The sequence below is a fragment of the Pontibacter qinzhouensis genome, from assembly GCF_008017455.1.
Lineage (GTDB): Bacteria > Bacteroidota > Bacteroidia > Cytophagales > Hymenobacteraceae > Pontibacter > Pontibacter qinzhouensis.
Map to the genome: position 1 here is coordinate 18326 of NZ_VRTY01000025.1, position 21047 is coordinate 39372.

The window sequence follows — 21047 nt, forward strand, 5'->3', positions numbered from 1 at the left end:
ATATTCATATACATAAGTTTTTACTTATCGTATAGAATCCTGTTTAATAAAAAGCACCAACTTTCTTTTTTAAGTACTTTAAACTACCGAACTATAACAAACCTTTTACAGCATGAATAAGTCAGCCAAAACATTCTCCAGGTTTTCGTTGCTCCTCGCGTTGATTTGCCTCCTGGGCAATACAGCCGATGCCCAAAGCAACCGAAAGCTTATACGGAATGGCAACAAGTTCTTTGATAAAGAGAATTACAGAGCCGCCGCTCCTTTTTATGAGCAGGTACTAGCCAAAGATCCTGATAACGCCCGCGCCCTGTATTTTGCCGGCATCAGTTACATGACCTTCGACAAGGAAAAGGCTGTGGATTATATTTACAGAGCACAAACGTTGCGCCCTAACCTCGATCGGGAAATGGAATACTGGCTCGGACGTGTTAACCACATCAACTACCGCTTCGACGAAGCCATTCAGCATTACCAGAACTACATTCCAAGAATCCAGAAGCGTGACCAGGTGCGTCGCCAGGAAGTTGCCAGACTTATTCAGCACAGCAAAAACGCCAAACATGAGGTAGCTAACCAGAAAGATGTGTTTGTGCGTAACCTGGGTTCTGTTGTGAATACTTCTTATTCGGAGCACAGCCCTGTAATTTCTTCTGATGATAACTACCTGCTCTTTACATCGCGTAGTGCAGCTGCATCAGGTGGTAAATCAGCGGCAGACGGTGAGTACTACGAAGATATTTTCGAATCAAGAAGAAACGAGGAGGGCGAGTGGAGCCAGCCACAATCGCTGGCTGGTGCACTAAGCAGCTCCGGACACGATGCTTCTATTCAACTTTACGATAACGACACTAAGATGCTGCTTTACCGCCAGCAAAACAACGGCGATATTATGGTGTCGGAGCGTAGCGCCGATGGGCGTTGGGGAACCCCACAAAGCATTGGTGCTACCATTAACACCCGTGGTTTTGAGTCTGACGCCTACATTACGCCAGATGGCAATACGCTGTATTTTTCTACCAGCAACTATTCTCAAGAAGGCGACCTTGATATTTATGTAGCGCAACGCCAGCGTAATGGCCAGTGGGGCAAGCCAAGAAGTATCGGTAACACCATTAACTCGAAATTCGACGACGACAGCCCTTATCTGGCGAGCGATGGTACATTGTACTTCAGCTCAAGAGGCCACAACACCATGGGCGGTTACGATATCTTCTCTTCTAAATACGATTCGGTAGCCAGAAGATGGAGCAAGCCTGTGAACCTGGGAGCACCTGTTAATACCCCAGATGATGACACTTATTACCGCCTGAGCCCGGATGGCAGTTATGCCTTCCTTTCGTCTTACCGTATTGGTGGTGTTGGTGAAAAAGATATCTACACCATCAACTACATCAGAAACCTGCGTGTGCAAGGTCAGGTGTTTGCTGCTTCAGACAGCACAACTGCCATTCCGGGAGTAGAGTTGGTGTTTAACAGTACACAAGCCGACAGACGTGCTATCAGCTACCGCGACATCACCAAGCCCGATTCAGGTAACTACCAGGTGTCGGTGCTATCTGGCCGTACGTATCAGATCGAGGTGTTGAAAGATGGCAAATCAATTTCTACTGAAACATTTGAAATGCCTGTTGTATTAAATGACACGACTGCGCTTGTTAAAAACTTCTACGTACCTATCTCTGTTGATGTAGATCCTGGCCGTTTCGCCATGAAAAACATCTATTACGACACAGACAAGTATAACCTGCGTTCTGAATCGATTCGTGAGCTCGACAACATTGCAGAAGTGATGAAAGCGAACCCAGGCATGAACCTGAGCATTGATGGCCACACCGACTCTCGCGCCAGCGATTCTTACAACATGACCTTAGGCGACAACCGTGCAAAAGCTGCATACGATTACCTGGTTGAGAAAGGAATTTCGGCTCGCCGCATGGTAACTGTAAGTTACGGAGAGCGTCGTCCTGCAGTGCCTAACACATCTGCTGAGAACATGCAACTGAACAGGAGAACAGAATTCAGAGTAATACCAAGACAGCAGGAAAACACAAACCCTGACATGTAAGAATAGCTTATTAACTTATTGTGCTACTCTTAGCACAGCCTTTTACAGAACAGGCCGGGCAATTGCCCGGCCTGTTTTTTTTATATTTTAATAAATAATGCATGAATTATAGGTAAAGGAACAGTATTTTTGCCTGAGTTTTATTTTAAACTAGTTAAATGGCTGTAGTCCCTTACAAAGACCAGAACGAAAACAAAAAATCGCAGGTGGCCCAGATGTTCAACAACATTGCCGGCAAATACGATTTTCTGAATCATTTCCTAAGTGCTGGTATCGATATTATCTGGCGAAAGAAAGCGGTAAAGTTGCTGGCGCCTTCCAACCCCAAAATAATGCTCGACATTGCCACAGGTACCGGCGACTTTGCAATAGAAGCTTTAAGTCTGAACCCGGACAACATAATCGGAGTCGATATTTCGGAAGGTATGATGGCTGTGGGCAGAGAAAAGCTGAAGCGCCGTGGCCTCGATAAGAAAATAGAGTTGCTTTACGGCGACTCCGAAGACCTGCCCTTCGAAGACAATACATTCGATGCCATTACGGTTGCTTTCGGGGTGCGTAATTTCGAGAACCTGCCTAAAGGCCTTTCTGAAATGTACAGGGTGCTGAAGCCTGGCGGAACTGCCGTGGTGCTGGAGTTCTCGAAGCCGAAGGCATTCCCGATGAAACAGCTCTACCAATTTTATTTTAAAAATATACTACCGGTAGTAGGTAAGTTCGTTTCTAAGGACCGGGCCGCTTACACGTATCTGCCGGAGTCGGTGCAGGCTTTCCCAGACGGACAGGAATTTATAAATATTTATCAGCAGGTTGGATTTAAATCAACAAAATGGCATTCACTTACATTTGGAATAAGCTCCATCTACACAGGAAAAAAATAGTATTTGCAGTTTTTTCAGTTCTGTTCCTTAGCAGCAGTCTGGCTTCGGCCCAGAAAAAAATATCGCAGGAGAACAAGCCGAATTACGATGAGAAAAAGGTGCATTATGGGTTTTACCTGGCTGTGCCACTTACCAAATACAACCTGGAGCATTCGCAGGAATATGTAGATCAACTTAATTCCGGATCTGCTATGACCGTGAACGCCCGCACATCGCCCGGCTTTTACACGGGCCTGGTACTAAACGTGGGCCTGGCCGAGTACCTCGACTTCAGGTTTGTGCCGGGAGTTGGGTTTTATGGTCGTACCATTGAGTTTGGAAACGCCGCCCAAGACGATGGCAGCCGTGGCACTACCAACGTAACCATCAGTTCTACCATGGTAGAACTGCCATTCTTGCTTAAGTACAAGTCGAAGCGCAGAACCAACTACCGCATGTATTTTGTAGGTGGCGTAAAACCGGGCATCGACCTGAACAGCGAAAAAGACAGCAACAACGGCGATGGATTGCGCACAGAGAAGTTTGACCTTGCCCTGGAGTATGGCGTAGGGCTCGATATTTTTTACCCGTTCTTCAAATTCGCCCCTGAGCTGCGTTTCTCCCATGGGTTGCTAAACCAGCATGTGCGCGACAATAACATGTATAGCCGCAGCATACAGCGCCTTACAAACCATAACATTTCGCTGATCCTGTTTTTCGAATAAACTCATGACCAGAATAGCTCTTGTAACAGGTGCAACCTCGGGTATAGGACGCGCAACAGCTTTGGCGTTAGCCAAACAGGGGTACCACATCATTGCCACGGGCCGCAGAACCGAGCGCCTGGAGGAACTGAAACAGGAACTACAGGAGGTGGTGCCCGTGCTAACGCTTACATTTGATGTTCGCGATAAAGAAGCCGTGCAGCAGGCAATAGCCTCGTTGCCGGAAGCCTGGAAACAGATTGAAGTACTGGTAAACAACGCCGGTAATGCTCATGGTTTATCGCCCATTCAGGAAGGTTCGCTGGAGGACTGGGAGGCGATGCTCGACATCAACGTGAAAGGCCTGCTTTATGTAACCCATGAGGTGCTGCCTCTTATGTTGGCACACAAAAAAGGCCACATCGTAAACATAGGTTCTATTGCCGGCAAAGAGGTTTACCCGAACGGCAATGTATACTGCGCCTCAAAATTTGCAGTAGACGCACTCTCCAAAGCCATGCGCCTCGACTTAATACACGAAGGAATAAAAGTATCGGAAGTAAACCCGGGACTGGTGCAGACTGAGTTTTCAGAGGTGAGGTTCAAAGGCGACAAAGAGCGTGCAGCAGGTGTGTACAAAGGCATAGAGCCTCTTCGTGCCGAAGACATTGCCGACGTAATTGCTTTTGTTGTGTCGCGGCCTGCGCACGTTAATCTGGCAGAAGTAATGGTGCTGGCTGGTGCACAAGCCTCCGCCACCATTGCCAGCAGAAAGTAAGTCGCTTTGAAAAGTGCATAAATCAAAAAAGTCAGAAATACCTACAACCGGTACTTCTGACTTTTTGATTTATGGGAGATAAGTACCCGTTGCTCAGTTAATCCTACTGCCAAATTATTTAAATAAAAACAGCCTTCAGAAGCTTTTTGGGTCAGAATAATCCAAGGGTACCACAGTGGTCTGCTCAGTTATTCCTGGTTCTCAAGGTTGCTTTGTGGCGGAATACAAACGTTTATCCTCATTCCGCCAAGGTAAGCAAGTATACCTGAAGTACTATCTCGAGAAACCTTCGCGGTCAAAAGCGTGCACTCTTACATCGCTGGTTCTTTTGTCTTTTGTTTCAGGGCCTGCCTCTAACTCAGTGCCTCTTTTGGTGTCATAAACAATGGTTTTACGGCGCAAGCCTTTCACTTGTGAGGTGTCTTTCATTTCATCTTCGCCACGGCCACCAACTATTTTAACTTTAATGCCCTTGTTTACCTCGCCGCTCACTTTAAATTCATCGTCTTCTGCCAGACCATACAAGGTTATCAGGTCGGTTTCTGCACGGTTAAATACCCGGTGGTACACTTGTTTTTTGTCAGATGCCCGCCATACGGTTACAGCCGTTTCATCATCGTTGAGGCGCTTTACCTCAAAAATGTCTTCTTCGTCGGTACCTACCACCAAGGCTTCTTTAGCCAGAATTTTGTAAAATTCCTGGGCTGCCTCAGGTAGTTTGTCGCGCCTGTTCTTCAGTTTCCGGATGTAGCTTTCGCCAACTAGTTTATAAACCGAATCAGGAAACTGGCGAACTGCCTGCTCTATTACCTGGTCGGAGAGAGATGCCTGCAATTCGGTGGCTAGCTCTGCAAAGTCTTTGGCTGTTAGTTCCGGCAAGGCTCTCTGGTCTATAAAAGACGAGTTCATGGCCAGCGCATACACATCTTTGTAATCTTCAGAAAAAGACTCAAACTTTCTGATTGCCCATTTCCGGCTAAACAGCCAGGTTATCACGCCATCGTCGAACTGGTAAAAAGCATTGTCGCGGTCTTTCGGAATAGGACGGTATATTGTTTCGCCATCTTCGTCGTATTCAGCCCAGTTCCACTGACCTTCGTGCCGGTCCCAATCGTTTATAACTAAATCGAAGAGGCGGGCTTTTGCGAACGCACGCTGATCTATAAAGTGAGAGTCTTTGTTAAAGCGCTTCTTGAGCATCTTTTTAGAAGAAACAATATCTTCGGCATCTGCAATATCGTCGGTAATAGAATTATCGTCGGTGTATTTTTCCTCAATCATGAAGAAACGATCCTGAAACTGGTCGTTAAATTCGCCAAAGCTGGTATCAGTTGGCAGCACGTATATAAGCTCAGGGTTTGCATGCGGTATGCCAGCAGCCTTTGCCATGCCCGGAATAATAAGAGCTCCATAGGGGTTTATAGCAGAGGTTTGGTTGCGGATAACATCAGCCACAAAGGTTTTCTGCCAGAACTTCGGAAGCACACCTATTGGGTCTTTGTCGAGGGAGCGAAGGGCGTAAGAAAAACCTTCTTTATCGGTGAGGGTAAGGCTGGTGGTTTGCATGCCACCTCCCAGTTTTTCAATTTCCAGTCCGCCCTTGGTTTCGTTCATGTTAAAAACCTGTACCTGCACCGGTGCCACCCAGATGTCGCGGTAATGCTTTCCCCAGAAAAATGTATGGAAGCCACCGCGCTTGTAGTGGCTTCCGGCCTGTACGGTTACGCTATCTATGGTGCCTGGTGCTGCTGCCTGTACCTTTTGGTACTGCGAGTCGCCCAGAATAGGAGTCTTAGAAAAAAAGTTCTTCTTCGCGCATCCAAAACCTGAAGCCGAAAGAAGAAAAAAGAGGCAAAGCTGCCTTACGGTATAGCTCATATAGTTTTTTAGTCAGAATAGTTGAAGTATCTAACGTAAAAAAGCTATAATGTTTACAAGCTAGCACCAAGAGCAGGTGTTGTTAGAGAAGAAATTTCAGGAAGTAAACCCAAAGGCAGAAGCAGGCTACAAGACCAGCAGTTAGTGGTTAAACAGCAGAATACAACTTGTGTTCAACAGCCGGTTATTTTCGGTAGCAAAAGGAGTAGCTACCAATATATTCTAGAAGTCATGTTGTATTTTCCTACCCGAATTATTTAAATGAAAACAGCCTTCAGAAGCATTTTTTCTAGAAAGTTGTCAAGGGTGTACCTGATGTTTTGGATTCTTTTGAGACAGATCTTTTTGAATTCAAGCTTCTTCCGGTTTTTTCTGCCTGCAAAAGAGCTTCAGAATCGCCAAAATAAACAGAACGGCTAGCACGAGCGGAAGACGCGAAGGCATTCTTAAAATCAAGGAGCAACCAAATAATAGTTTAACTAATTAAAAAAGGAGATTCCGGGTTAGGAGGTTAAACCGGCCAGGCTTCTAGTCGGTAGGCGCTGTCCCAGAACATCCATTCAAGTTTAGTGGCTGTAACAAAAGCGGTGGTCATGGCTTGTTGCTGGTTTGGGGTGCAGGTGGCGGCTACCTCGTCGCAGAGCATGATGGCGCGTTGCACAATAGCTCCAAACTCCTCGCCGGCATAGGTGTTTATCCACTCTTGGTAAGGGTTGTTCGCTACCTGAGGTTGCTGGTAAATATAATCTCCCACAGCTTTATAGATCCAGAAGCAGGGCAAGACAGCGGCCATGGCTACCTCTACCTGTGCTAAGGCCGCCTGGCTGAGCAGGTAGTTGGTGTAATGCTGGCAAACTGGCGATATGGCAGGCGTATCAGATAGATTATATTTCCGGAAGTAACTGGCATGCAAGGCTCTCTCTACCACAATGGCACCTTCAGCAAACTGTGCAAAAGCAAGCACCTGTTCGGCATGGAGCGACCTGCCCGCAATCAGCGATAAAGCTTTGCCGAACTGTGTCAGGTAGAGCGAATCCTGGCCCAGGTAAAAAGCAAATTTGTTTTGCGGAAGTGTGCCGGCAACCAATTCCTGAATAAAAGGCATTTTAGTTATTTGCTGGTAAGTGTTGTTGCCAGCTTGCCAGGCGGTGTTACTCCAACTCATGTTTCTGTAGTTTTAAAGGTTCAAAAAAATGGTTTAGCGGACCATGGCCGGCACCGGTTTTTACATCTTTTCCCTGAAGTATGGCCTGGTGCACATACAGCTTCGCCTCTCGTATGGCTTGTAGCAGGGGCTGGCCTTGCGCCCGGTAAGCCGCAATAGCCGACGACAGGGTGCAGCCAGTGCCATGTGTATTGCGGGTAACTATATTATCAGATTCAAAAATATGCTCCTGACCGTCTTGCTGTACAAATACGTCGTATAATCTTGGACCTTCCAAATGGCCGCCTTTCAGTAACACGGACTGGCAGCCTGTTTGCAGAATTTTCCGTGCAGCTATTTTCATGTCATCGAGGGAGGAAATTGGCATTTGTGCCAGAATAGCTGCTTCGTCTATGTTAGGTGTTACGACCTCAGCCATCGGAAACAGTTTTTGCTTCAGTACCTCTATCGTCTGATCGTGAATTAGCTTGTCGCCGCTGGTGGCAACCATTACGGGGTCCAGCACAACAGGCAAGTCGGGGTATGGTTGCAGTGCGGCTACAATGGCCTGTACCAGCTCTACGCTGTGCACCATGCCAATTTTTACGGCGGTTGGTTTTATGTCGTCCAGCACTACTTGTACCTGCTGCTGCACAATAGCCGGAGGTACGCCATGAATGCCGGTAACCCCAAGGGTATTTTGCACAGTTATGGCCGTAATGGCAGAGGTGCCAAAGCAGCCAAGTGCCGAAAATGTTTTCAGGTCGGCTTGAATGCCGGCACCGCCCCCACTGTCGGAGCCGGCAATGGTTAGTACTGCCGGGTATTTATATCTTTCTATCTGGTCTGGCATGTTTTTCAATTTCGTTTCGGAGAATTTCGGCAGCATAGGAAGGATCTGGAGCTGAGCAAATGGCAGATACCACTGCCAGACAATCGGCTCCTGCCTGCAGAATGGCTCCTGCGTTTGCGGCGCTTACCTGCCCTATGGCCACCAAAGGTTTAGCGGTTTGCTCCCTTATCCTGCTAATGCCCTCCAGGCCCCAGGCCGTAACGGTATCGGTTTTGGTTGGGGTCTCGAATACAGGGCTCAGGGCAAGGTAATCGGCTAACTGAGCACTGGTGCTTTGGAGATGCTCTTCGTACTCGAGGGAGTAGCCCAGTGTGCCGCAGGTTGTCCAGTGCTTCAGTATGCTTTCGGGTGTCATATCGTTGTTGCCCACATGAATTCCCATGGCACCGCACTGCACTGCCACTTTCAGGTTATCGTTAATAATAAGCGGTACCTGGTAGCGGTCGAGCATCTCTTTCAGGCGCAGTGCTTTGGCTAGGAAAGCAGCATCCGGCAGGTCTTTTTCGCGAAGCTGCACCATGTCTACACCGCCTTTGACGGCTGCTTCTACCACGCTTACCAGGTCTCTACCTAAACAGGCTGCCTCATCGGTTACCAGGTAAAGTTTGTAGCTAAAAGGCCGCATCGAGTTGCTTCAGTTTTAGCCGCTGCATAAAGTCGTTTTCTGAAAGTGTGTGCAGCATGTCGAGGAAGTGCAGTTGCAGTGAGCCTGGTCCCGCCGATTTTTCGGCTGCCATTTCGCCTGCTATACCCATTAAGGCCATTGCGGCTGCCGTAGCGAGCAGAGGTTGCGCTGGCAGTACCGCGCAGCAGGCACCTATTAAAGCTGTGGCGGTGCAGCCCATGCCGGTAATTTTAGCCATAAGCGGGTGCCCGTTGGTAATCGAAAGGCCTTGTGCCTGTTGCACCAGCAGGTCTTCGGCACCCGAAACGCAGATTACGGCTCCTGTGTTTTTGCTTAGTACAATAGCGGCATCCAGTGCCTCTGTACTCTCATTAATGCTGTCTACTCCTTTGGTGCCGGTGCCTTTGCTGGCCAGTGCCAGTATTTCGGAGGCATTACCCCTGACAACCGTTGGCTTATGTTTCAGAAGTTCTTCCAGCACACGGTCGCGGTAAGGAGTGGCACCTGCGCCTACAGGGTCCAGCACCCACGGCTTTTGCAGTTTCTCGGCTTCTAGCACCGCCCGCCGCATGCTTTCGACCCAGTACTCGTCAAGCGTACCTATGTTAATGACCAAGGCACTGGCAATACCAGTCATGGCTTCTATTTCGGAGTGGGCATGCGCCATAACCGGCGAGGCACCTGCTGCCAGCAAGGCGTTGGCCGTGTTGTTCATAACCACATAATTGGTAATGTTGTGGACCAGTGGCGAAGTAGCTTTTACTGCCTGTATGGTTTGCCAGAGTATATCCTTCATAGCGAGAGGTGGTTAAGTATAACAAATGGCTAAGAGGCTCCGGGAGAAGCAAGAAATGAGAAGAGGAAACGGCAGGCTACTGCCAATCTCTGCTTTTCCCTTCGCCAGCATTACCCGGAGCAGGTTCAAAGGGTATTTTCTCAGTTCCGTAAAAAAGGAACACCCCCAAAGCCAATACAATTATAAGCAATTTAGCTGGTAGATTCCAGTCTTTTTCAGTAGTCGGAACTAGCGGAAGGAGTAGCTGCTCGTTCTAAAAAGAAATAATACTCAGATTTTAGACGCTAGATGTTAGATACTAGACTCCCCTTTAATTAGTTAAAAGTTAAAAGAAGCACTCATTAAGAATTCTAAATAAATACTATTTAACCATTCAACCATTTAACAATTCAGCAATCAACAACCAGCAATTATTCCAATGAAAACGCCCTTCCGAAGCATTTTATCTACGTTCTAGTCAAGGGGTAGCCAAGGATATTAGCTTACTACCACACCATTCTGTAGCTGCAGCACCTTGTTTACGCTTTCCGGAATTTCCTGCTGGTAATGCGTCACGTAAATCAGGGTGGTGTTGCTTTGCTGGCAAATAGCATCTAGTAATTTTTTGAACTGCTCCTGCTGGTGCTTGTCGAGGCCCTGGCAAGGTTCATCGAGGATGAGCAGGGGCGGGTTTTTGATGAGGGCGCGGGCAAGCAGGCACAGGCGTTGTGTACTAGCCGATACTGCTCTAAGCGGCAGGTGCGCCTCCTGTTCTATTTCCAGGAGCTGCATCCAGCGCAAAGCAATGGCCGCATGGTGCTCCTCACTTTTCCTGAAAAGACCTAAGGTATCGTAAAAACCCGACTCCACTACCTCCAGGCAGGTGTTCTCGTTCGGGAAGTACTGGTACATCTCCGGCGATACAAAGCCAATTTTTTTCCGGATGTCCCAGATGGTTTCGCCGCTTCCTCGTTTGCGGTCGAACAGAGTCAGTTTCTGGGCATACGATTGTGGGTTATCGCCGTTTATCAGGCTGAGTAACGTTGTTTTGCCTGCCCCGTTGTGGCCCAGCAGCGCCCATCGCTCTCCCTGCCGTATATGCCAGTTTATGTTGTCTAGCACCAGCTTCTGCGCATATTGTATGTGCACCTGTTCCATCTTCACAATGGTTTCGAAAACCTGAGGCGCAGTATGCGACAGAAGCGACTGTAGTGCTGCCAGATCAGGAGCAAAAGCGGGTGCCATGTTAACTCGTGCGGGGTCATATTCGGCAATGGGTAGCTGCTCCACCAGAGTGCCTTTATCCAGAATGGCTACATGCGTTAAAGCCTCCGGAACTTCTGTAGGTGCAGTTGCCATTATAACAGAAATACCCGAGTCAGCTATTTGCCTGATTAACTGGTTAAACTCTGCCCGCGTTTGCACATCGAGGCCGGTTAAAGGGTTGTCGAGGAGGAGCAGGCGGGGGTGGCGCAGGAGGGCAGCAGCCAGCAAAAGCCGTTTGGTTTCGCCATTCGATAGTTTTATCAGTTGTTTGTCGAGTAGCTGCTCCAGCTGAAAGGTGCTGATAACGGTTTCGACCGTCCAACAGCTCTCTGCCTCTGCCGGAGCCTCAATACCTGCCAGGTAGTTGGCTACAGTGGGGGCATCTTCCGAGTCGGCGGCGTGGTAGCGTTGCTGGTAGTAAAACTCCGTTATGTTAGACGACAGGTTTCGGAAGTTATGTTTCTGGGCAACCTCTGCCACCAGGTTATGATGCGTAAACACCTTGCCATGCTGTGGGTATTGCTGCAGGTATTCTTCGTAGTACACATGCTGCACCGTTCCGCTTACCACATTGTATTTGCCGGCTATGGTTTGCAGCAGGCTGGTTTTGCCAGAGCCGCTCTCGCCTACCAGCGCCCATTGCTCCCCTTTATTTATCCTGAAACTCAGGTTACGGAACAGCGTGTGGTTCAGGTGTTTTACGGTAATGTTCTGGAGCAAAAGAACTGGAGCAGGTGTGGTAGCAGGCATTTTAACAAAAGACTTTTAAGTGTTGAGAACTTAAAGTTACGGGTTTAAAACGAAATGGCACTCTTCCTGGCACCACACCTATAACAGTCTCAGCCCTACCTGGTGCTTGGCTTAATTATGAGTTAGGGCAAGGAAGCTCGCTCGTAAAGAGTCTTCTGCGATGTTCTAAGACATCTGTGCAGGGGCTTAAATTTCTTGTAGCAGCGGTTCGTTTTTCGGTTCCTGCATAACGCTTCTAACTTTTTTCTGCTTTTCCTGGTTAATGTTGCCCAACCCGATGGAGAGCACAAAGTAGAACCTGTTGGTAACAAGTGGCGACTGGCGCAGCAGATCCTGGTTGTTATTTATTTTCCAGTTTTGTTTTTCGAGCGGCACCAGGTAGCCGGCCTTCAGGTTCAGCAGGTAAAAGGTCTGGAACGACCAGCCCAGCCCCAGGTCTAGGTTGGCAACAGAAGTTGTAAATTCTTTTGTGTCGGTGGTAGATTTCAGGTAGTCCTCAAATGTCCAGATTTCCTGCGGCTTTTCCTGGTACAGGTAGTTTAGCCCGGTGCCTTTAAAACCTACGTAAGGGTAGAGCGAAAACTGGTAATGGCGCAGCAGGTCGTAGCCAACGTTAATGGAGGTGGCACGGTACTCTACCTCGTGCCGCAGCAGGTCGTTATCTTTTTTTCGGGCCGTTTTGTTAAACGAGAAAGTGGTAATAATTCTGTTGGTGTAGAGCTGCAGGCCATATCTGATAGCTGCTGTTGGCGCTTTAAGGCCAGGGAACCCAAACTTGCCCAGTTCCTGGTTCATAGCCGAAGCACTAACAACAGGAAACTCAAGCGGCAATATCAGGTAGCTGCCAAACACAGAATTTTTCGTAGAATCTGCCGCAAGATTCGCATCTGATTGAGCAAACAACGGAGCTGTGGCAGCTATCAGAAATAGAAAGAGAAATAAAATGGAAGGTTTCATCCCTCTAAATTACAAAAAGCTTTGAATTGTCACCTGAAAAATAAGGACATTTAGATGATTTTGTAAAGCCACAGCTCATGTTAGCATGTTTAAGCGTTAAGAAATATTTTTCTGTACCTTCCTTTTCTAAAGCTACGCTTCCGTGCTGCAGAGCAAAAGTTTTTTGTTCTGCAGCACGCTCAGCCTAATCTTCGTAAAACTCTATCAGGGAGGCAAAGAAACTGTGGTTCCAGCCTTCGGTAATGTCTTCAAATGCTTCGTCCGGGATGTTGGTGTGCCGGAGTTCGGCGGAGGTGCCGGATTTGTGTGGGTGCAGCTTAATGGTGACAACAGACTGCTCTTCCTGGTCTCCAAAATACCATTCCTGCACTACTTTTTTGTTTTCTTCAAACTCCAGGTTTTTGCCCACAATATCGCCATCAAACAACGAAAACTCAGAGCCCGGCTCTGTCGACATTTCCACTTTGTCACCTGTCCAGAGTTGTATGGTGATGGGGTTGGTAAGGGCGGCATATACTTCTTCCGGGGAGGCTGGTATAATGTAATATTTCTTAAAGTCTTTCATGGCGTGTTCTGAAAAAAGAAGCTGGGAGGTTAGTTTTTCTTTGTAAATGTTTTAACGTAGAGCCTTTCTACTTTTTCGCGTGCCCAGGGTGTTTTTCTTAAAAAGGTAAGGCTCGATTTAATAGATGGGTTGTTGTTAAAGCTGTTGATGTTAATTTTGTAACCAAGTTCATCCCATCCAAAATAATCTACCAGCTGCACCAGCATTTGCTCCAGCGTTATGCCATGCAACGGGTTGTTTTTCTGTTCTTCCATCAGTAGCGTTTGGTTATTTATAGCTGTTCGGCAGAGCTGTGCGTAACGGCTGCGTTTGCCCTTGGAGCAAAGTAACAAAAAACGCCGCTAATTTCAGCAGTGTGCACCAACGGGAGCCAAGAGTTTTAATATGTTAAGGTTCTTCTGTGGGCTGAGAGCTTTCCAGACCTTTGTTAAACGCGCTTATAAAGGCATGCCGCAGCACATTAAAAATGGTGGCCGACACATCCGCATCCATTTTACTTATATCGCCTTTTATCGGGACTTTAGTGGCTACCTGGTCGCGGGGCTGGTTTTCTACGGCTTCGGCAAAGAGGCCTGCTATGGCTTCCCAGGCAGCTCTGAAAAAGCCGCCTTCTTTTTTGTCTTTTTTCCAGTTAAGCACTTTTACGTTTTCGAAGAAGGGTTTCATGTAGCCATCTAATTGCCCGTCGGTCAGGGTTAGTTCGCTGTACATGTCGAGGGTGCCTCGCTCTACATCGAATTTAGCGTAGGCTTCAATAAAACTATTTACCGCTGTCAGGTCTACTTTGGTTAGCTCCACCTTCAGGTCAAAATCGGGGATCTCTTTCAGGGCATTGGTTTTCATGCTGCCTTTTAGCTGGCCTCCTCCAATAGAGCGGCCGGAAAAGGTAACGTCGGAAGGTAGTTTTTCGCTTTCTTCTTCTACATTGGCCAGGTTCAGGGCTACCAGCTGCAGTTGCTCCATGTAGAGGTTTATGTCGGGGCTGGCTCCAAAATCGAGGTAGGCAATGCGGCCCTGGCTTGCCTCAAGCCTGTTAATGGTAATCGGCATCAGGTCTTTTACCACTTCGGTCCAGTGCTGACGGGTGGGTTCGTTGGCGGTATCGGTTTTGGCTTCTACAATATTCACTTCCGGCTGCAGCATTTGTATTTCGCTTACTACCTTTCCTTTCAGTAACGAGCGCCACTGCACCGACAGGTCCGTTTTCCTGATGTACAGAAAAGGGTATTTAGGGTTGCCGTTTTCCTCAACCAGGTGCAGGCCATCTATGGTGTAAGCACCACGGTACAGGTGCAGGTCTATGTCTTCTACATAGCCGGTGTAGCCGGGCAAGTCGTTCAGGGTTTTGTTTACATACCGTTTCACGATGCCAGGGAGCGCCAGCCGGAACAGCAGTAGCAGTACCACCACGGCTGCAAGTGTGGCATAGGTTCTTTTATATCGCCTTCTCATATATTGTTTTCCTCGTAAACTCACTTTCAGCAAACAGGCTACAGTAGCTGTTTGCCAAAGTTCTGGAATGTATACGGAAAACAGGCGCAGCGTTTGGTAAAGGAGCATGTGCCGCAAAAGGTATGCACTAGCTTTGTTTAGGAAGAGCAACCCTTACCTTTTCTGAAGAAACCTTGGTTGACCCTTGACTCTTTTTCGCCTAAAAACCTTCGGAAGGCCATTTTCATTAGCAGAATTGCCTACGGGCCAAGGCTTGGATGGAAAGTGTTGAAGTTGCAGCTAAGCTAAAACATACTCCAATAGCACAAGCCACCGAACATCAGTAATATAATTAAGCCCAGCCTTGCCGTGCTTTCAAAGTTGTAATGTGTGCCAGGTGGTGGCGGCAATGCCAGGCATACAGGCTCAGTGTCTCGTCTAGGCGCATGTCGCGTTGTTGTTGCGGGTGAGTAAAAGTGGAGGCAAACTGATCGGGCTTAAGCGAGGTAAGCAGGCGTGTCCAGCGAGCATGCAGCCCGTCGAGGAGGAGCAACGATGGCTCTACAGCCATTGCTTTGGCATCGGGGAGTTCGGCCCAGCGCTCTTCGTAGTAGGGCTTAATAGTGGGTTTTTCTTCGGTAAGGGCCAGTTTAAAGCGCATAAAACTATTCAGGTGGCTATCGGCACAATGGTGCACGACCTGTCGGAGTGTCCAGCCGCCAGGCCGGTAAGGCGTGTCGAGCTGTTCAGCTGTGAGGAGCGCTACTTGCTTTCGCAGTTTATCGGGGAAGAGGGCAATGGTTGCCATGTATTGCTTCAGGTGTTCCGGTGTAATGGGTTCGGGTTTTTGCCATTTTCCTACAGGATATTTCAGTTGCTCCAGTTGTGCTTCAGTCATAGGGGGAGGAAAGGTGATTTAGGTACTACTGACGCACTAAACTAAAAATAATTTGCAGATTATACCAATACCGGTGCTTTGCAGGAGACTTCTTTAGGAAATTTTGAATGAGAGAACAGGAATTTTCAACCCTTGGCATTAAAACACGCAAAAGACCTTCGGAAGAGCATTTTCATTAGAATAATTGCTGGTTGCTAAATGGTTATTTAATTAGAATTCTGAATGAGTGCTTAAGTGAAAGTTAGGAGCTTCGCCAAATTAAAAATTAGAAATGTTGAAAAATGTACTGCAATGACTCGTTCAGAAGCATTTTTTACCGGTTTTGTAGATAGGAGTTGCTGATTTGTTATAGCAGCTTTACTTAAGCAGAATTATTCTAATGAAAATGCCCTTCCGAAGCAAAAAAGCTGTTTTCAGTTCAAGGGTCTGTGAGGGCACCAACTAGTATTGGTTCGCCTAAAACCAGAAAACAGGATAGTGCAGGATGAGGATGTACAAGCAGCAGTTTATATTGTTACCTGAAACAAAACTAATCTCTATGTTACGGAAACGCCTGTTTAACCTGTCGCTGATTTTGGTAACCGGGCTACTGCTAAGCCAGACACCGATGAGCCAAAAACCGAATATCATCATCATTCTGGCCGATGACATGGGGTTTTCTGACCTGGGCAGTTTCGGATCTGAAATAAATACGCCGAACCTCGATGCCATGGCAAAGGGCGGCCTCAAAATGACTAATTTTTACAACACCTCCCGCTGCTGCCCCACCAGGGCCTCGTTGCTCACAGGAGTATATCCGCAGCAGGCAGGGGTGGGGCATATGGTAAACGAGCGGGAGCACCCTTCGTACAGGGGCATGCTGAGCGAAGAATGCGTAACCATTGCCGAAGTGCTGCAGGAGAATGGCTACAGCACCTTCATGACCGGCAAGTGGCACCTGAATGCGCGTCCGGAGCAATGGCCGGTAAAGCGAGGCTTCGACCGCTACTTTGGCCTCCTCGATGGCGCCAACAGCTATTTTGAGAACCGGCCTTACCGCCCCAACCAGAAGCTGACCTATGCCCTCGATAACAAGGAGTATACACCTGGCAAAGGTTTTTATGCCACCGATGCCTACACAGATTATGCCATCCAGTTTATAGAAGAGAACAGAGCCAAAGACAAGCCTTTTTTTCTGTACCTGGCTTACACCGCACCGCACTGGCCCTTGCACGCTCTGCCCGAAGACATTGCCCGTTACAAAGGCAAGTACCTGAAAGGCTGGGATAAGCTGCGGACAGAACGCTTTAAACGCATGCAGGCGCTGGGGGTAATCAGCAAAAAAGAGCAGCTTTCGCCACGCGATGAGGAAGTGCCCGCCTGGGAATCTTTAACAGAAGAAGAGAAACTGAGATGGGACGATAAAATGGCTGTGTATGCCGCCATGGTAGACCGCATGGATCAGAACATAGGCAAGCTGCGGGCGAAGCTGAAGGAGATGGGAGCCGATAAGAATACCATCATCATGTTTCTGTCTGATAACGGAGGCAGCTATGAGAACATTAATGAACCAGGCTTTACGCAAGAGATTCGGGAAGCAAACAAAAAACTCGCCAGCGACCCTACCTCCTTTACAGCCTACGAGTTTGAAGGCGCTAACCTGAGCAACACACCCTTCCGGAAGTTTAAGCGCTGGGAGCATGAAGGCGGCATTTCCACTCCGTTTATCGCCTACTACCCTGGTGTAGTAAAAGCCGGTAAAGTAAACCACCAGCCAGCGCACGTCATCGACCTTATGACTACCAGCCTCGACCTGGCAGGCGCTAACTACCCCGGTACCTATAGAGGCAACCGCATTAAACCCATGGAAGGCACTAGCCTGGTGCCGCTGCTGAAGGGCCAGAAATGGGCAGGCCATAAAGAGATATTTTTTGAGCACGAAGGTAACCGGGCCGTGCGGCAAGGCGACTGGAAAATTGTATCGGTGTTTCCGGAGAACACCTGGGCACTTTACAACCTCACCAACGACCGCTCCGAACTCCACGACCTGAGCAGCCAACACCCTGAAAAGGTAAAAGAGCTCTCGCAGCTATACGATGCCTGGGCCAAGCATGCCAACGTAGTGCCTTTTGTACAATTGCTGGAAATGGACAAGCAGAAAAAGCAGAAGCCCTGATTGCCCGAAAAGCATTACCAAGCACTCAGCGGCAGCAGAAACGGTTAAGTATATAGACATAGCCGTTTCTGCTGCCGCCTGAAATACTTTAGTACAGCTAACTCAAAGCCTGATTGACCCTTAAAAAGAGTGCTTCAGCAGCAAGAATTGTACACCTGAGATCAATTATCCGTCCTTCCTGATCGAGTAGTTCAGACCCACTTGCAGTACCCGGTGCTTTCCGTCCTGTTTTGTCTGCTCGTGCAAGCCAGAGCTGTTGTAGAACTGGACATTTCTAGAATTCCTGAAACCGTGGCTATAGCGCATATCGACTGCAGCCCGCGGAAGAAACTGGTAACTCAGGCCTGCCATCGCACTTACATCAAAAACATTTAAATTTTCTAGTTGATGCAGGTTGCTGCTATGTTGACCGCTTCTGTACATAACGGGGCCAACCAGCGCCAGCTCAGGCCCAAGATTAAAGCTCAGTTTATCTGCTACCTTGTATCCTACCAGGAGTGGCAGGGTAAGGTAGTGGTAACTAACAAGGGCCGGACTGGAAGAAGAGTAATATTGCTTGTGGCCTTTTACGGCATACACAAGCTCCTGCCGTAGAAACCATTTCTTGTTCAGTTCCTGCTGTGCTACCAAGCCTGCAAAATAACCAGGTCTTTCTGAGGTTGCATCCTGCAGCGCGGCATCCTGAAACTGCACCGTAGCGTAACTCAGCCCTGCTCTAATTTCTTTTACAAACTGCCCAAAACCCAGATGACAGGATAACATTGCTCCCAGCAGAAGCAGACACTTTTTCGTTTTCATAGAGGAGATTTTACCGTAGTCTAAATAATTCTATTTAATATAGCAAATTTACCTTTTGTGGAATACGATGAAAAATCCCTGAATTCTATTTCAGAATACATTTTCTGCGGATTGGAAAATAAGATTAGTCTTGGGTCTTGTTTTCCGGGGAGGCGCAAGGTTAAAGTATGAAATAGCTAGCAGCGTTTAATAACAGCAGCTACAACATACTGGGTGCATCCTGTATAAAAACTTCTCCATAGATCCTGCTGCTGCTGTACCTTTGTTACCTTACTTCCTGCCGGCAATCACTAAATATAACAATAGCCGGGGCAACAACTGCGGCTGCCAGAGGTATAACCTCTCTTTTGAAGACATTAATTTCAGAAGAAAAATTAATGTTGTAACTTTGAATGTTTTTTCACTTTATATATGACACGCAGACAATATTTTATAGTTATATTAATACTTGGTGCTTTATCCACTATCAGTCCCTTTGCCATTGATATGTACCTGCCTGGTTTTCCGGCTATTGCAGAAGATTTAAATACTACCATTTCGCGGGTGCAGTTCTCGCTTACAAGTTACCTGATCGGTATTTCGGCAGGGCAGCTGCTCTACGGGCCATTGCTCGACCGCTTTGGTCGCAAAATGCCTTTGTATGCCGGCCTCACCATCTACATCATCGCTTCGTTAGGTTGCGCCCTTACTACCTCAGTAGATTCGCTGATCAGTATGCGCTTTTTGCAGGCCGTTGGCGGGTGTGCCGGTATGGTGGCGGCTCAGGCACTGGTGCGCGATATTTTTCCGGTTAACAAAACAGCGCAGGCTTTTTCGCTCCTGACACTGGTTATAGCTGTTTCGCCTATGATCGCGCCTACTGTGGGTGGCTACATGACAGCTGCCTTTGGCTGGCACTCTGTTTTTATTGCCCTGGCTGTAATTACAGCTATTATTATGGCTGGCGTTCACTTTTTGCTACCGGTAGGTAAGCTGGCCGACCCAACTATTTCGCTGCGGCCCAAACCTGTACTCAATAATTTCCTGACGGTGCTGAAACAGCCTCAGTTCCTGATTTACATGCTGGCAGGGGGCATTGCCACAGCAGCTCCTTTTGCCTACATAGCAGGTTCTGCCGATGTGTTTATGAACATTTACAAAGTAAGTGAGCAGGAGTACGGCTGGATTTTCGCGACCATTGCCTTTGCCATGATCGGGTCGACACAGCTCAACCACGTGCTGCTGAAACGGTTTACAAGCCAGCAGATAATTATCGTTACGCTCTATTACCAAACAGCCGTTGGCTTATTATTGGTAGCCGGCACCTGGTATGGCTGGTACGGGAAGTATGCACTCGTTATGATGATTTTTATTTTCCTGACCGGGCAAGGCCTCACCAACCCCAATGCCACAGCTCTCTCGCTGGCTCCTTTTACCAAACACACGGGTAGCGCGGCTGCCCTAATGGGAAGTTTCCGGATGGCGATGGGTGGTTTAGCCTCGGCTATCGTAAGCTTTTTGCACAACGGCACCACCATTCCTATGGTAAGCATTATGCTGGGTTGTGCCCTGGTTGGTCTTATAATTTTACTTGCCAGCACCCGAATTGTTCGTTACCGCGCCAGCCGCCGCATGGTAGAAGAAGACAGCTCTGTTTTGCTGTAGGCGTAACAGGTTCGGCTAACCTACCTCTTCCTGCTGCACTTGTGGCGCTGGAGAGAAGGGGCAACCCTTGCCAAAAAATCATGCAGAAGCCTTCTGGAGGCTGTTCTTATTTAAATAATTGCTGGTTGAATTTTTGAATGGTTAAAGACTGCGACACAGCTTAACGGAATTTGTTTAACCTTTTATACAAATCATAAAATATCGTGTATCGTGATACTTGTGTCGTGTTTCTCAAGGTGATGCAGTTTCTGATTCCGATAAGGTAAGAAGCAGTCTCTATAAAGAGGTACTGATAATTGCAATCCAGCTGGCCTATGTGTATTTTTAGAGCATGTATACACGAGAACAGGCGTCGCAGCTGCGGCAGGCTTTCTGGACGGCGTTCGGGCAATATATTGCGCCGCATCCCTCCGCCGAAGGCCTGAGAACAAACTGGGCAAACTATAAAACAGGGCTAAAGCACGTTTATTTTAAGATGGAGGCCGATAAAAAGTCGGCTTCTATTGCCATTGAGCTCCACCACCCAGACCCGGAAATTCAGAAGCTTTTTTATGAACAGTTTGAGGAGCTGCGCCCTTTCCTGCACGAAACCCTGGGCGAAGAGTGGGAGTGGGTACTGCACACTACCAACGAAAGCCACCGCCTCATCAGCAGAATTTACAAAGAGTTGCCAGCCGTAAATGTATTTAACAAAGACGATTGGCCTGCGCTCATCTCCTTTTTCAAGCCCCGCATCATTGCCCTCGATGAATTCTGGAACACCGCCCAGTATAGCTTCGATGCCTTAAAATAAACCGCAAAGGTACGCCACCTGCGTTTTGCCCCCTTAACAGGTGCAGCAGTGGCTGCTTTAGGCTGGCTTGTTAGTTTCTGGCGAAGGCAAAGTGGTTTTGAACAA

General features: G+C 47.9%; 19 protein-coding genes and 1 riboswitch. Of the genes, 7 read left to right on the forward strand and 12 right to left on the reverse strand.

Annotation, left to right across the window (positions count from 1 at the left end; translation table 11 throughout):
• The first annotated feature begins 112 nt into the window (after positions 1–112).
• The 4 genes from FVR03_RS08410 (at position 113) to FVR03_RS08425 (ending at position 4410) form a co-directional block, all read left to right on the forward strand.
• Positions 113–2068, forward strand: a complete 1956-nt coding sequence (locus FVR03_RS08410; protein WP_147921301.1) for an OmpA family protein — start codon at positions 113–115, stop codon at positions 2066–2068.
• A gap of 158 nt (positions 2069–2226) precedes the next feature.
• Entirely contained in the window at positions 2227–2949 is a 723-nt protein-coding gene (gene ubiE, locus FVR03_RS08415) for a bifunctional demethylmenaquinone methyltransferase/2-methoxy-6-polyprenyl-1,4-benzoquinol methylase UbiE (RefSeq protein WP_147921302.1), read from the forward strand.
• Positions 2898–3653 (forward strand): type IX secretion/gliding motility protein PorT/SprT, encoded by a 756-nt coding sequence (porT, locus tag FVR03_RS08420; RefSeq protein WP_147921303.1) that lies wholly within the window; start codon positions 2898–2900, stop codon positions 3651–3653. Before ubiE ends, porT begins: the two co-directional genes overlap by 52 nt.
• 4 nt (positions 3654–3657) lie before the next feature.
• Complete coding sequence (locus FVR03_RS08425; protein ID WP_147921304.1) at positions 3658–4410, forward strand: SDR family NAD(P)-dependent oxidoreductase; 753 nt, start codon at positions 3658–3660, stop codon at positions 4408–4410.
• A gap of 273 nt (positions 4411–4683) precedes the next feature.
• On the opposite strand, the gene FVR03_RS08430 is transcribed toward FVR03_RS08425, so the two are convergent.
• The 11 genes from FVR03_RS08430 to FVR03_RS08480 form a co-directional block, all read right to left on the reverse strand.
• Complete coding sequence (locus FVR03_RS08430) at positions 4684–6288, reverse strand: hypothetical protein (protein WP_147921305.1); 1605 nt, start codon at positions 6286–6288, stop codon at positions 4684–4686.
• Between the two features lie 511 nt (positions 6289–6799).
• Positions 6800–7453, reverse strand: coding sequence for a thiaminase II (gene tenA, locus FVR03_RS08435; protein ID WP_147921306.1), 654 nt, complete (start codon positions 7451–7453; stop codon positions 6800–6802).
• A complete protein-coding gene (thiD, locus tag FVR03_RS08440) occupies positions 7440–8285 on the reverse strand; it encodes a bifunctional hydroxymethylpyrimidine kinase/phosphomethylpyrimidine kinase (RefSeq protein WP_147921307.1) in 846 nt (281 codons plus the stop codon). Before thiD ends, tenA begins: the two co-directional genes overlap by 14 nt.
• On the reverse strand, positions 8260–8910 hold the full coding sequence (gene thiE / locus FVR03_RS08445; protein ID WP_147921308.1) for a thiamine phosphate synthase: 651 nt from the start codon (positions 8908–8910) through the stop codon (positions 8260–8262). The genes thiD and thiE overlap by 26 nt, the downstream gene beginning before the upstream one ends.
• Positions 8897–9706, reverse strand: coding sequence for a hydroxyethylthiazole kinase (gene thiM, locus FVR03_RS08450; protein ID WP_147921309.1), 810 nt, complete (start codon positions 9704–9706; stop codon positions 8897–8899). The genes thiE and thiM overlap by 14 nt, the downstream gene beginning before the upstream one ends.
• Positions 9707–9785: 79 nt before the next feature.
• Positions 9786–9883: riboswitch (TPP riboswitch) on the reverse strand.
• 300 nt (positions 9884–10183) lie between these two features.
• Entirely contained in the window at positions 10184–11701 is a 1518-nt protein-coding gene (locus tag FVR03_RS08455) for an ATP-binding cassette domain-containing protein (protein WP_147921310.1), read from the reverse strand.
• 186 nt (positions 11702–11887) lie between these two features.
• Positions 11888–12553, reverse strand: a complete 666-nt coding sequence (locus tag FVR03_RS08460) for a hypothetical protein (RefSeq protein ID WP_187270096.1) — start codon at positions 12551–12553, stop codon at positions 11888–11890.
• Between the two features lie 289 nt (positions 12554–12842).
• Entirely contained in the window at positions 12843–13223 is a 381-nt protein-coding gene (locus tag FVR03_RS08465; protein WP_147921312.1) for an SRPBCC domain-containing protein, read from the reverse strand.
• A 29-nt stretch (positions 13224–13252) separates the two neighbouring features.
• Complete coding sequence (locus FVR03_RS08470) at positions 13253–13477, reverse strand: VF530 family protein (protein WP_147921313.1); 225 nt, start codon at positions 13475–13477, stop codon at positions 13253–13255.
• A 133-nt stretch (positions 13478–13610) separates the two neighbouring features.
• Complete coding sequence (locus FVR03_RS08475; protein WP_187270097.1) at positions 13611–14675, reverse strand: DUF748 domain-containing protein; 1065 nt, start codon at positions 14673–14675, stop codon at positions 13611–13613.
• A 331-nt stretch (positions 14676–15006) separates the two neighbouring features.
• Positions 15007–15552 (reverse strand): YfiT family bacillithiol transferase, encoded by a 546-nt coding sequence (locus FVR03_RS08480; protein ID WP_147921315.1) that lies wholly within the window; start codon positions 15550–15552, stop codon positions 15007–15009.
• Between the two features lie 538 nt (positions 15553–16090).
• Between FVR03_RS08480 and FVR03_RS08485 the strand changes: the two genes are divergently transcribed.
• On the forward strand, positions 16091–17707 hold the full coding sequence (locus tag FVR03_RS08485; RefSeq protein ID WP_255474130.1) for an arylsulfatase: 1617 nt from the start codon (positions 16091–16093) through the stop codon (positions 17705–17707).
• Between the two features lie 165 nt (positions 17708–17872).
• Here FVR03_RS08485 and FVR03_RS08490 read toward each other — a convergent pair whose 3' ends face one another.
• Positions 17873–18505, reverse strand: a complete 633-nt coding sequence (locus FVR03_RS08490; RefSeq protein ID WP_147921317.1) for a porin family protein — start codon at positions 18503–18505, stop codon at positions 17873–17875.
• A gap of 411 nt (positions 18506–18916) precedes the next feature.
• Here FVR03_RS08490 and FVR03_RS08495 point away from each other — a divergent pair, with 411 nt between their 5' ends.
• Together FVR03_RS08495 and FVR03_RS08500 are read left to right on the forward strand one after the other, a co-directional pair.
• Positions 18917–20149, forward strand: a complete 1233-nt coding sequence (locus tag FVR03_RS08495) for a multidrug effflux MFS transporter (RefSeq protein WP_147921318.1) — start codon at positions 18917–18919, stop codon at positions 20147–20149.
• Positions 20150–20480: 331 nt separating this feature from the next.
• On the forward strand, positions 20481–20942 hold the full coding sequence (locus FVR03_RS08500; protein ID WP_147921319.1) for a DUF4268 domain-containing protein: 462 nt from the start codon (positions 20481–20483) through the stop codon (positions 20940–20942).
• Positions 20943–21047 lie beyond the last annotated feature (105 nt).

Bases quoted from the DNA above. Each gene is read 5' to 3' on its own strand.
- FVR03_RS08430 (WP_147921305.1), bottom strand. From the start codon at position 6,288: ATGAGCTATACCGTAAGGCAGCTTTGCCTCTTTTTTCTTCTTTCGGCT.
- thiM (WP_147921309.1), bottom strand. From the start codon at position 9,706: ATGAAGGATATACTCTGGCAAACCATACAGGCAGTAAAAGCTACTTCG.
- FVR03_RS08485 (WP_255474130.1), top strand. From the start codon at position 16,091: ATGTTACGGAAACGCCTGTTTAACCTGTCGCTGATTTTGGTAACCGGG.
- thiD (WP_147921307.1), bottom strand. From the start codon at position 8,285: ATGCCAGACCAGATAGAAAGATATAAATACCCGGCAGTACTAACCATT.
- FVR03_RS08475 (WP_187270097.1), bottom strand. From the start codon at position 14,675: ATGAGAAGGCGATATAAAAGAACCTATGCCACACTTGCAGCCGTGGTG.
- tenA (WP_147921306.1), bottom strand. From the start codon at position 7,453: ATGAGTTGGAGTAACACCGCCTGGCAAGCTGGCAACAACACTTACCAG.
- FVR03_RS08480 (WP_147921315.1), bottom strand. From the start codon at position 15,552: ATGACTGAAGCACAACTGGAGCAACTGAAATATCCTGTAGGAAAATGG.
- FVR03_RS08500 (WP_147921319.1), top strand. From the start codon at position 20,481: ATGTATACACGAGAACAGGCGTCGCAGCTGCGGCAGGCTTTCTGGACG.
- FVR03_RS08495 (WP_147921318.1), top strand. From the start codon at position 18,917: ATGACACGCAGACAATATTTTATAGTTATATTAATACTTGGTGCTTTA.
- FVR03_RS08470 (WP_147921313.1), bottom strand. From the start codon at position 13,477: ATGGAAGAACAGAAAAACAACCCGTTGCATGGCATAACGCTGGAGCAA.
- FVR03_RS08410 (WP_147921301.1), top strand. From the start codon at position 113: ATGAATAAGTCAGCCAAAACATTCTCCAGGTTTTCGTTGCTCCTCGCG.
- thiE (WP_147921308.1), bottom strand. From the start codon at position 8,910: ATGCGGCCTTTTAGCTACAAACTTTACCTGGTAACCGATGAGGCAGCC.
- FVR03_RS08455 (WP_147921310.1), bottom strand. From the start codon at position 11,701: ATGCCTGCTACCACACCTGCTCCAGTTCTTTTGCTCCAGAACATTACC.
- FVR03_RS08425 (WP_147921304.1), top strand. From the start codon at position 3,658: ATGACCAGAATAGCTCTTGTAACAGGTGCAACCTCGGGTATAGGACGC.
- FVR03_RS08465 (WP_147921312.1), bottom strand. From the start codon at position 13,223: ATGAAAGACTTTAAGAAATATTACATTATACCAGCCTCCCCGGAAGAA.
- ubiE (WP_147921302.1), top strand. From the start codon at position 2,227: ATGGCTGTAGTCCCTTACAAAGACCAGAACGAAAACAAAAAATCGCAG.
- porT (WP_147921303.1), top strand. From the start codon at position 2,898: ATGGCATTCACTTACATTTGGAATAAGCTCCATCTACACAGGAAAAAA.
- FVR03_RS08490 (WP_147921317.1), bottom strand. From the start codon at position 18,505: ATGAAAACGAAAAAGTGTCTGCTTCTGCTGGGAGCAATGTTATCCTGT.